This window comes from Streptomyces sp. NPDC047072 (assembly GCF_040643855.1).
Taxonomy (GTDB): Bacteria; Actinomycetota; Actinomycetes; order Streptomycetales; family Streptomycetaceae; genus Streptomyces.
On sequence record NZ_JBEYVC010000100.1, the window covers coordinates 26821 to 37828 of the forward strand.

At 66.8% G+C, this 11008-nt stretch carries 6 protein-coding genes and 1 pseudogene; 4 read left to right on the forward strand and 3 right to left on the reverse strand.

From position 1 onward, the window contains the following. Positions 1-78: 78 nt before the first annotated feature. Positions 79-912: a carbohydrate ABC transporter permease gene (locus ABZ896_RS33090; protein WP_360937121.1), complete on the reverse strand. Its 834-nt coding sequence runs from the start codon at positions 910-912 to the stop codon at positions 79-81. 14 nt (positions 913-926) lie between these two features. Further along, the gene (locus ABZ896_RS33095; protein WP_360937123.1) at positions 927-1790 is read right to left on the reverse strand and encodes a sugar ABC transporter permease; all 864 of its coding nucleotides are present in this window, start codon (positions 1788-1790) and stop codon (positions 927-929) included. Positions 1791-2946: 1156 nt separating this feature from the next. On the opposite strand from ABZ896_RS33095, the gene ABZ896_RS33100 reads away from it, so the two are divergent. The 3 genes and pseudogenes from ABZ896_RS33100 to ABZ896_RS33110 all read left to right on the forward strand — a co-directional run bounded on the left by ABZ896_RS33100 (position 2947) and on the right by ABZ896_RS33110 (position 8974). Then, positions 2947-3354 (forward strand): hypothetical protein, encoded by a 408-nt coding sequence (locus ABZ896_RS33100; RefSeq protein WP_360937125.1) that lies wholly within the window; start codon positions 2947-2949, stop codon positions 3352-3354. Between the two features lie 5 nt (positions 3355-3359). Beyond that, positions 3360-7874 (forward strand): AAA family ATPase, encoded by a 4515-nt coding sequence (locus ABZ896_RS33105; protein ID WP_360937127.1) that lies wholly within the window; start codon positions 3360-3362, stop codon positions 7872-7874. A gap of 262 nt (positions 7875-8136) precedes the next feature. After that, positions 8137-8974: pseudogene (locus tag ABZ896_RS33110) on the forward strand (IS5 family transposase). A gap of 323 nt (positions 8975-9297) precedes the next feature. On the opposite strand, the gene ABZ896_RS33115 reads toward ABZ896_RS33110, so the two are convergent. Beyond that, the gene (locus tag ABZ896_RS33115; RefSeq protein WP_360937129.1) at positions 9298-10149 is read right to left on the reverse strand and encodes a hypothetical protein; all 852 of its coding nucleotides are present in this window, start codon (positions 10147-10149) and stop codon (positions 9298-9300) included. Between the two features lie 153 nt (positions 10150-10302). Between ABZ896_RS33115 and ABZ896_RS33120 the strand changes: the two genes are divergently transcribed. After that, on the forward strand, positions 10303-10884 hold the full coding sequence (locus tag ABZ896_RS33120) for a TetR family transcriptional regulator (protein ID WP_360937131.1): 582 nt from the start codon (positions 10303-10305) through the stop codon (positions 10882-10884). Positions 10885-11008: the final 124 nt, after the last annotated feature.

The window sequence follows — 11008 nt, forward strand, 5'->3', positions numbered from 1 at the left end:
CGGGGCTCGGGACCTCAGTGAATGCGTTAACGCTCACATCTCTGGACATACGAAGCCTCGGACCCGCCCGGGAGTGGGTCACTTCAGGCCGGTGAGGGCGATGGAGCGGACGATGTGTCGCTGGAACAGCAGGAAGACGGCGATCAGCGGGAGGAGTGCGAGTGCGGCACCGGCCAGCACGATGTGCGGCAGGTCGGAGACGTGCTGGCCCTGCAGGGCGGAGATGCCCACCGTGATCACTCGGGTCCGGTCGCTGTTGGTGATGATCAGCGGCCAGATCAGGTTGTTCCAGGTGTTGATGAACGTGATGGTGGCGAGTGTGGCCAGGATGGGACGGCTCAGCGGCAGCATGATCCGTACGAGGATGGTCCAGGTGCCCGCCCCGTCGATGCGGGCGGCGGCCTCCAGGTCCTTCGGGATGGTGAGGAAGAACTGCCGGACCAGGAACACGCCGTACGGGGTGCCGAAGACCGTGGGCAGGATCAGGCCGGCGAAGGTGTCGACCATGCCCAGGTCACGCATCATCAGGAAGAGCGGGACCAGGGTGATCATCTGCGGCACCATCATGGTGGCGATGTAGGCCCGGAACAGCCACTCCCGCCCCGGGAAGTCCAGCCGGGCCAGCGCGTACGCCGCCATCGCGCTGAACACGACCTGCCCTGCCGTCACGACGACCGCCACGAACAGCGTGTGCAGCAGGAAGGACGACATCCCGTAGTCGTTCCACACGTCCGCGAAGTTGGCGAAGGTGGCGGGATGGGCGGGCGTCCAGGCGTCGGTGGTCAGCAGGTCCTTCGGGCTCTTGAACGCGGCGTTCAGCGTCAGCAGATACGGCCCGATGGACAGCAGCGCTCCCACGACAAGGACGGCATACACACTCGTCCGGCGGACGGCGGTGGGAATCGAAGACATGGTGATGGCCGCCCTTAGCTGAAGTCGTAGACGGTGCGCTTGCGGAAGTACAGGAACTGGACCGCCGTCACGAGCAGGATCAAGGCGAACAGGAGCATCGCCAGCGCCGAGGCGTAGCCGCTGCGGAAGAGCTGGAACGCCTGCTGGTAGATGTGGTAGTTCATCGTGTCCGTCGAACCGCCGGGGCCGCCCTGGGTCATGACGTAGACGGTGTCGAACATCTGGAACGACCCGATCGTGTTGGTGACCAGCACGAAGAACATCGACGGCCGCAGCAGCGGCAGGGTGATCCGGAAGAAGCGCTGCACGGATCCGGCGCCGTCGAGGTCGGCAGCCTCGTAGAGCGACTCGGGGATCGCCTGGAGACCGGCCAGCAGGAAGAGCATCGTGTAGCCGGTGTACTGCCAGATGTTCACCGAGGCCATGACCGGCATCGCCCAGGTGGTGGACGAGAGCCAGGCCGGTCCGTCGATGCCGAACAGCGACAGGAACTGGTTGATCACGCCGTGCTGCGGGTCGAACGCCCAGCTCCACACGATGCCGAGGGCGACCGGCATGGCCATCCACGGCAAAACGAACAGTACGCGGAAGACCTTGCCGCCCTTGAGGCGGCGGTTCATCGCCAGGGCGAGCAGCAGGGCCAGCACGGTCTGCGCCGGGATGTTCAGCACGACGTAGTAGAGGGTGTTGCGCACCGAGCGCCACACCTCGCTGTCGCCCATCATCTCGCGGTAGTTCGCCAGCCCTACGAACCGCGGCGACCCCATCAGGTTCCAGTCGAAGAAGCTGATCACCACGACCCCAACGATCGGGGCGAGGAGGAAGAGCAGGAACCCGGCCAGGCTCGGCGCGAGCAGCACGTACGCCTCGACCGTCATACGGATCCAGCTCCGCCTGCGGCGACGGGCGCCGTTGTCGGTCGGCGGGGGCGCGGTCTCTGGAGAACCGCGGTCAGCTGCCGTTCTCGATACGGCAGCAGGTGAGTTAGCGATCACATCTACGCTCCGATAACACGGCTCAATCGAAATGCACTAGAGCGAGGGAGAGGTAAGAACGATGAGCCGAAACTGATGGAAGTGGCCCAGAGTGCCGCCGCGGGATGATGCGTCAGCACGTGCGAATGAGAGTGTGAGCGCTAACATCTGCCAGGTCAAGAGGTGACGCAAAGATCGGCTCCCGGGGCCCGGTTCACGCGGACCCGGATCGGAACAACGGCGACCGGACCACGGCGGAGTGCGACCACCACGCGCCATTGCCCACGTGGGAGTGTTCGTGGCCTAGCTGCCGGCCACCTCGGTGAGCCTTCCGGCCACCCACCAGGCCCTCCTCCATACGCCGACTTCCCAGCTGTCGCGGATCTACGGCGCCTTCTCATGGAGGCTCTCTTCCTCACCGCCGATGTCCTCTGCAACGCGCTCGGCCGCGAGAAGGTCTCCAGGCTTGCCTGCTGTTCGCCGCCACTGGAGCGACCGTTGCCCTGACCGGGCCGCTGCCAACCCGCACGAGCGCGCCAAGCTCGTCGGGCTTTAGACTCCGACTTTCTTGGTGCTTGTCGGCCGTCAGCGTTGCCTTGTCACTGCGGCGCGAGAGCCTCCGGGCGTTGGTCTCGACTTGGCCCTGCGGGAAGGAAAGCAGCCAGCAGACGACAAAGCCGCTGGCCGAACCTTCACCGACCTCTTCGACCGCTACCTGAACACAGAGGCGGGCCATCCCCCGACCGAGCACATCGCGGCTTACGTCGCAGCGCTTGTGGAGCAGTGGGGTGACGTGACTGAAGACCTGGAGGACACCGCGCCCTGGGCCGCAGGGCCGTTGATCGGCGGGCGCCCAGGCCGAGATCCTGGCCGCTGACCGCCCGCCGCCCCGGCGGGTCGACGGCGGGGTGTCGATTCAGGCCTGGATTGCGGGCCCTGTTGCAACATTATGCAATAAATAGATAACTATCTTCTGTATATACCAACTTGGGGATTGCGTCCGGTTCGGCTGGTGAAGTATTCCGCTGTACGGGCGGAAAGACTCGATCGGGGGACGTCGATGAGGGACGCAGTCCGAATCCAGATCGACAGCAAGGCCTCGGGCGATCTGCTGCGGTCACTTCATGGCTGGTTGTCCGGGGAGCCCGAGTGGCGAGGCCGGGTGGATCTGGTGGAGGGCCCTTCGCGCGAGGAGACGCTAGGCGGGTGGCTTGAGGCTCTGACCGTGGTGGTGGCACCGGGTGGGCTGGCTGTGGGCCTGGTGAGTGCCGTGGTGGCCTGGGCGCGGAGTCAGTCGGTCGGCGAAGTGGTGTGCAAACTGAGCCGACCGGACGGCTCGGCGGTGGAGGTGTCGGCTCCCGTGGCGCGGAGCCTGCGAGGACCGGACGAAGTGCGCGCACTGGTGGAGGATCTGTCCCGGCAACTCGGGGACGCACGCCCAGGCCCGCAAGCCCCAGCCGGAGAATGATGGGGGTGGGGACGCTCAAGGCGGACGGCACCCGAGTTCTCCTCGTGGGATGCGGCACCTACGGGGAGGAATCAGGCCTCGATGACGTCGCAGCAGTGCCTGCCAGTGTCCGGGACCTCGGTGAGGCGTTGGTCGAGCGCTGCGGGCTGAGCCGTGACAGCCTCACCGTGCTGGTGGATCCGGCGGAACCAGCGGAGCTGGGCTTGGCGCTGGAGAGGGAGATCGAGCAGGCCAAGGCCGGAGCGGTGCTCTGGTTCCATTACGTGGGGCATGGTCTGGTCAGCCCGAGCGGGGCTCTGCATCTGGCGACCCGGGCCACTCGGGCCCGCCGTCCCCGGTCGCTGGCGTTCACAGCGCTGCCGTATGCCTCGGTTCGTGAGGCACTGCTGATGAGCGACGCGAGCGCTTTGGTGGTGACCCTAGACTGCTGCTTCTCCGGGCGAGCTGTCGGCACCCTTGGTGCGAGCTCCGAAGGGATGGGGCCCGAGCTCACACGAATCGAGGGGGGATTCGTGCTGACGGCCGCGGCGCGCGAGGAGCATGCTCTGGCCCCGGCGGGGGCCGTGCACACCGCGTTCACAGGTGAGCTGATTCGGCTGCTGCGGCAGGGCAGTCCTGAGGCCGGTCCGCACCTCACGCTGCTCGGAGCGTCCAAGCATCTGCGGTGGTCCTTAGGTTCGCGCGGACTGCCCGTTCCCCGTCAGCATGCGAGCGGGCGGGCCGGTGAACTGCTGCTGTGCCCCAACCCCGCCTATTCTCCCCCGACGGACGCCGAGGCGGACGCCAGGGCGCGGGAGGCGGACGAGAGCGCTGCAGCCGCGGTTTGTCCATATCCGGGCCTGGTGCCGTTCGGACCCGAGCAGGCTCAGTGGTTCTTCGGCAGGACGGCGTTGCTCGAGCAGCTCACCACTCGCCTGGCCCAGCACATGGACGTGCACGAGCCGTTGCTGGTGATCGGCCCGTCGGGCGCGGGCAAGTCGTCCTTGCTTGGTGCCGGTCTGCTACCGGCTCTGGACCGCGGCGAGGTCGCTCTACCCGGCTGTGCCGACTGGCCACATCTGTGGCTGACGCCGACCGGAAGGCCGGTAGCGGCGCTCGCCAGTGGCTTGGCCCGGCTGGGAGCCGGCGACGCTGAGGAGACGGCCGCCGCTGTGACAGAACGGCCTGATCGTGCGAATGAGTTCGTCACGGACGTGCTGGCGGCCCGGGCGGCCGGCGAGCATATGAACCGAGCTCGCCTGGTGCTGGTGGTCGATCAGTTCGAGGAAGTCTTCACCCTGTGTGAGGACGAGCGTGAACGGCGGGCTTTCATACGCGCTCTGACTGCGGCTGCGGGCAGTTCGGGCGGTGCGCCGAGTGCGCTGGTGATCATCGGAGTGCGAGCTGACTTCTACGCCGAATGCCTGGCCCAGCCTGGCCTGCGGCGAGCCCTCGAACAGGCTGTGGTCGTGGGTCCCCTGACGGCAGCAGGGATGGCCAAGGCCATCACCGAACCCGCGCAGTTGTGTCATCTGAAGCTGCAGCCAGGACTGGTAGAACTCATGCTGCGCGACCTGGGACTGGATGCCGGGGACGATGAGGCTGAGGAGTTTGGTGATCCGGGCGCGCTCCCCTTGCTGGCACATGCGCTGCGTGCGGTATGGGAAGGGCGGGAGGGCCGCGCGCTGACCCTTGCCGGATACCGGAAGGCCCGAGGTGTCGACGGGGCGATCGCGACTACGGCCAATGCCTGCTACGACGGCCTGGAGACCCAGGCGCAGCGAGAGCTGGCCCAGACGCTGCTGCTGCGGCTGATCCAGGTGGGCGAGACGACCGAGACGCGGCGCCGTCTGCGTACTGCCGAGTTACTCGAGGACCTGCCCGAGCCTGATGCGTCGCTCGTACTGGAGGCGCTGACTCGGGTACGTCTCGTCACCCGGGGTACCGACACGGTCGAGATCGCCCACGAGGTTCTCTTCCGGGTGTGGCCCCGGCTGCGGACCTGGGTGCAGGACGACCGGGGCGGCCTTCTGATCCGCCAGCGTTTGTCGGCGGCCGCCGCACAGTGGGAGGCATCAGGCCGGCAGGAGAGTGATCTGCGCCAGCAGACGAGGCTGTTGAGTGAGGAGGTCCAGTGGGCGGCCACCGTCCCCGCGCATCTGCGGCCCACGGCCGTCGAGAAGGACTTCCTCGACGCCTCGGTGGCTCTCGGTCGGCGACGTGTCCGTACACGCCGGAGGGTGCGAGCCGTTGTCGGCGGCCTGGCCGTGCTGGCCCTGCTGGCCGGTGCGCTGGCCTGGCAGCGGTCCCAGGCCCTGGCAGCAGACCGGCTCCAGGCCACGGCCCGCAACATCGCTGCCCGCGCCGATACACTGCGGCAGTTCGATCCGCAGACAGCGATGCTGCTGAACGTCGCCGCCTGGGAAACCTCAGACGTCCCCGAGGCACGCTCCGGGTTACTGACCGCTTCGACACAGCAGGATCAGGACACGTTCTCTCTGCCGGACGTGCCGACTGCCGAACAGCATTTGTCCCAGGACGCGGGCACGGTGGTCAGCGTCGACAGCCACGGTTCAGGGCTGGTGCGAGTGTGGGATGTCGCAACGAAGCAGCAGACTAAGCACTTCAACGTGCCTGTCGAGTCGACGCAGGAATCATGGCAGGACTCGGCGCTCAGCGCCGACGGATCCGCCGTCGCCGTCCAGTCGGCGGACGGGGTACGGCTGTGGAAGACCTCCACGGGACAGCCCGCCTCGCCCATGGTGGGAGACGGCGACAGTCGGCCGCTGGCACTGCGCGGCACCACGCTAGTGCTGGCTGTAGGCAATCACGTCGAGGTGTGGGACATGCGCACCCCACGCCGCCTGGCCCGAGTCAACCAGGCTGCGAGTGAGGCGGAACTCAACGGAACGGGCCGGATGGCTTTGTGTACTGACGGGCTGTTGGACAGCAGCCGCGGGGGCCGGCTGTCGTTATGGGACCTGAGAACCGGGCGCCGGGTCGGGAAGGACCTGAGTCCCAGCCCGGGCCGGGCGGTCTGTGACGAAGGCTCGATGCGCTTCAGCCCGGACGGGAAATTGCTGGCCGTGCCTGTTTTCACGGGGCAGAGCGCTGGAGTGGTCGGCATATGGGACACACGGACCGCGCGGCCTGCTGCTGGGGATCTGCAGGCCCCCTTCGTCGTCCTGGGGCCGGGTGATCCCTTTTCGACGTCGGTGGCCTTCAGCCCCAACGGAAAGGTGCTGGCCGTCGCCGATGACCGGGTGATCACGCTGTACAAGGTGAGCTCGAACTCGTTGACCTCCTTGATCCATTATTCGTTGCAGAGCGAGGGTGCGGACTATCTCGGTTTCACACCGGACGGGCAGACGTTGCGCTTCCTGCGCGGCAGCGATGCCGGTACTGCCGTCAGGTCACTGCGGCCCTTCGCCGGCTCGCCCCGCACCTATGCCAGCCCCAATTCACTGGGAGTCATCAGCGGCGACGGAAAGGCTGTCGCAGTGCAGAGTCCTCATTCCGAGCGCAACAAGATACAGACCGTGGACGGGGAGACGGGAAAGCCGACGGGGTTCGTCGTCGAGACGCTTCACCGTCCGCAGTCCGCTGATGCCGACGGCATTACGCGCATCAGCCCGATGGCGCTGAGTCTGGACGGAGGGGTCCTGGTAGTCGGCGATCCCGGGGCGCGCACTGTGACGGTCTGGAACACACGCTTGCGTCACCTGGAGAGAGAGCTGGTCTTCTCTGCACCTGTCAATCAGTTGTCGTTCCAGTTGGGCGGCGGCCTGTTGCTGAGCAGTGACGGCACCGTCGTGGCAGCAGTCGTCGGCAACAAGAAGACCATCGAGGCGCGCAGCACACGCACCGGGGCCGCCATTCGCACCATTCGCGGCGTTTCAGGGCAGGTCATGGCCATCAGTGCCGACGGGCAGCTCCTGGTGACCGACACCGGAGAGATCATCGACCTGGGCACAGGCCGTCGTCGGCGGGCTGTGCTGGCCCACTACGCCACGGCCACCCAAGCAGCCTTCAGCCCCGACGGGCGGTTCCTGGCGGCCACTGACTACGCCGGAGGCCTCGCGTTGTGGAACGGCAAGGCCACCAAGCGGCTCACGTATCTCGACGGCGGCAGCGCCTATGCCTACGGACACGGCACACGCCCGCGCGGCGGAATCCTCGCCTTCTCCGTCGACGGCGGCATGCTGGCCGTACAGCACCCGCTCCAGCCCCAAGTCCAGTTGTGGGACACCCGCACCTTGCGTCACGTGGGGGAGCCACTGCCTCTGTCATTGGATGGCGAATATTTCCTGGCCACTTCCCTTGCGTTCGACCCACAGGAGAAGACGCTTCGAACAGTCGGAGGTGCTCTCGACTTCCTCAACAACCAGGGCTCGGTGGGCCGCTCGGTGTACTACACCAAGGCGCCGTTGGACCCTGCAACGTTGGTGACGGGATTGTGCATCCGGGCAGGGCGGGACCTCACCAGAGCCGAGTGGGCGCTCTACATCCCCGAGATCTCCTATCGCCGTGTGTGCGCCTGAGCCGGCATCGTGCCCGCGCGACCAGAGGGGCCACATCGTAGGGCTCACGGCGCTGAGTGAGCGTTTGGTCCTGTCTCGGTCGAGTTGATGTCGTTTCCGGAGTCCTGCAGGGCCGGGGTTGCCGTGCTTGACGGGGTAGTCGACGTGTCTGCGGCGCCTGGGGGTCATTTCGTTCCGACTGCTCCTGTCTGCTCCCAACACGCCCCCAAGCGCCGCCTTTGGACCGCTGGCGGAGTCGGCCTGGGTCGACTGCTTCGCAAACATGACTCCGCACCACCCCTACCCCAGCGACCTGTCGGACGCGCGCTGGGAACTGATCGAGCCCGTCCTGACGTCCTCGCGGGATCAGCGCCGCGCCCGTTGGCTGGACATCGGCCGCGCGCCTGAACATGACCGGCGCCAGGTCATGAACGCCATCCTGTACGTGGACCGCACGGGCATCTCCTGGCGCTATCTCTCGCCCGTCTTCGCCCCGTGGGCCACGGTGTACGGATACTTCGCCAAGTGGCAACAAGGCGGCGTGTTCGAGCAGCTCACCGGCCTGCTCAGGCGCCTTGTCCGCGAAGCCGGGGCCGCGAAGCCGAGCCCTCGGCCTGCGTGCTGGACTCTCAGACCGTAAAGACCTCCGCCAAGTTCACCTCGCGGATCAGGGCACGGGCGCCGGGAAACGGATCATCGGGCGCAAGCGCCACCTCGGCTGCGACACCCTCGGCCTGCTGCTGACCGTGCTGGTCACCGCCGCCAGCGTCTCCGACACCGCGGCCGGCGTGACCCTGCTGTCCCGCATCGTCGCCACCCACCCGCACATCACGAAAGCCTGGGTGGACGCCGGCTATCGCACCACCGCCATCGACCACGGCGCCCGCCTCAGCATCGACGTCCACCCCGTCCACCGACCGCCCGACACCCGCGGGTTCACGATCATCCCAAGACGGTGGACCATCGAACGCAGCATCGGCTGGCTCATGCACCACCGGCGCCTCGCCCGCGACTACGAACGCCACCCGCACCGCTCCGAAGCCATGATCCACCTCGCGATGATCGACCTCATGGCCCGCAGACTCACCAGCGAGGCCAGCCCCAACTGGCGCGGAACCTGACCCGGGACCAAACACGAATCGCCGGACAAACACTCAGTTGGGCCGCCACCCTGACGCCGGTGCCGGCCACCGACTCCCTGACCGTGGACGTGATTCTCGACCACACGGCCTGACGCTGGACCTACATGCCGTCGATACTGTCAGCCGTCCTCACCAGGCCCCGATGCTCGAACGGGCGACCGGTGCTCATGGCCTGTCCCAATCTCCCGCCCCTCCAGTTCGTCACGCGGTTACTCAAAGACTCCAGCGAGCCGCCCGCGCCCGACCGTCCCGATGAAAACGTGTGGGGACACCCGTGCGCCAGGCTGCTCGTCGAGGGTGGATCAGGAAGCGGAGAGACCGCCGATCGGCCACTTGGTTTCGGGGCGGGTGAGCGTCAGGTCGAAGGCCTGCCCGGCCGTGTCGGGATCGGACGACGGCGTCGGGTTGGCGAGCAGGTAAGCGACCGTCGCGGGTGGCCCCGGCAGCGCAGCGGCCTGATCGAGCGGTACGTGGTCGATCGGCACGGCACGCCCGTTGATCCTTTCCGCGAGCTCCGTGATGGTGAGGTCGCTGGGCCCGACCAGGTCGTAGACACCGGGCTTCCCGAGACCATGGGCGGCGTTGGTGATCGCGGATACGACGTCGCCTGCATAGATCGGGCGGAATCTTTGCCCGCCGTCGCCGATGATGCGTAGTGGAGCGCCCTGGACTCTTTGACGGAGCATCAGCTCGAAGGAACTGGGGGCGTCGCTTCCACCCACTATCGGGTCGATACGGAAAATCACTTTGTCGGCAACCGTGTTGATCAGACCTTCGGCCTGCCCCTTGGTCCTGAGGTACCAGTTGCCGTGTGCGGGGTCAGCGCCGAGGTACGACACGTAGATGAGCCGCGCCGCGGGGTTGATCGAGTCCACGACCCTGCGGGTGGAGGCGACGTTTCCGTCCTGGTAGGTGGCCAGGTCGCCGGCGGCGAAAACACCGCTGAGATGGATCACCACCGACGCGTCCGTAAGGGCCTCGACGGCCCGGGAGGAGTGTGTCCAGTTCGGGACGATCTCGTCGGCCGGCAGATCCTCTACCCCACGGACGAGTGCGATTACGCGCACGTCGGAGCCCGCGAGACGGGGCAGCAGAGCGCGTCCGGTACGGCTGTTTGCGCTGGTGACGACGACAGTGCGGGGAACGTTGGACATCGAAGCCCTTTCCGCTAGCGTGCTGGAAACTTGCCTGCTCGAGAGATCTGAGGCTGGTGGAGCGCTTCGTCGAGCAGAGCTCCTGCAGAACGACACAAAGGTGCAACCGCTACCCTAAGTGACCCGTTTGCAATGGGCAGTAGGATGGCGGGCATGACGGAGGTATTGGGACGCCGCGAGCGTAAGAAGGCCCAGACGCGCAAGGCGTTGGCGGACGCCGCGCTTAAGTTGTTCACCGAGCACGGCTTCGACAATGTGGGCGTCCGAGACGTGGCTGAAGAGGCGGATGTGGCGGTCACGACGCTGTTCAAGCACTTCCCCAGCAAGGAAGCGCTTGTCTTCGACGACGACGCCGGCGAGGAGGCACGCCTGGTCGCCGCGGTGCGTGACCGAGAACCCGGTCAGTCCGTCCTTCATGCCCTGCGCGACTATCTCCAGCGAGGCCAGGCGGCCCTCAGCGACCAAGCCTCGGAATTCGCGAACTTCATGCAGTTGATCAACTCCACGCCCTCCCTGCAGGAATACATGCATCGGATGTGGCGCCGACATGAAACAGCACTGGCCGCTGCCATTGCCGAGTCCACCGGCGCCTCTGAAGGCGACATTCGCGTCGCAGCGCTCGCCCGTTTCGTCATAGAGGCCGGAACCCTCGTCAACGGGTACGAGGATCCCGAGCGTGCCCTGCATGAGGTGTTCGACCTGCTGGAACACGGCTGGGAGACTGGCTCGTCTTGAGCCCTTCCTGATGCCCCGCGGCCGGGGGCGGGTGAGGTGTCCGTGCGGACACCTCAAGGAACCCACCGCCGCCCGGCTCTCCCGCGAGGAGGCCGCGAAGCGGGTCTGCGCCCGCTGTCCGGTC

What these genes read in the sequence shown, in the direction of transcription:
- ABZ896_RS33120 (WP_360937131.1), top strand. Translation starts at nt 10,303, where the DNA reads ATGACGGAGGTATTGGGACGCCGCGAGCGTAAGAAGGCCCAGACGCGC.
- ABZ896_RS33095 (WP_360937123.1), bottom strand. Translation starts at nt 1,790, where the DNA reads ATGACGGTCGAGGCGTACGTGCTGCTCGCGCCGAGCCTGGCCGGGTTC.
- ABZ896_RS33100 (WP_360937125.1), top strand. Translation starts at nt 2,947, where the DNA reads ATGAGGGACGCAGTCCGAATCCAGATCGACAGCAAGGCCTCGGGCGAT.
- ABZ896_RS33115 (WP_360937129.1), bottom strand. Translation starts at nt 10,149, where the DNA reads ATGTCCAACGTTCCCCGCACTGTCGTCGTCACCAGCGCAAACAGCCGT.
- ABZ896_RS33090 (WP_360937121.1), bottom strand. Translation starts at nt 912, where the DNA reads ATGTCTTCGATTCCCACCGCCGTCCGCCGGACGAGTGTGTATGCCGTC.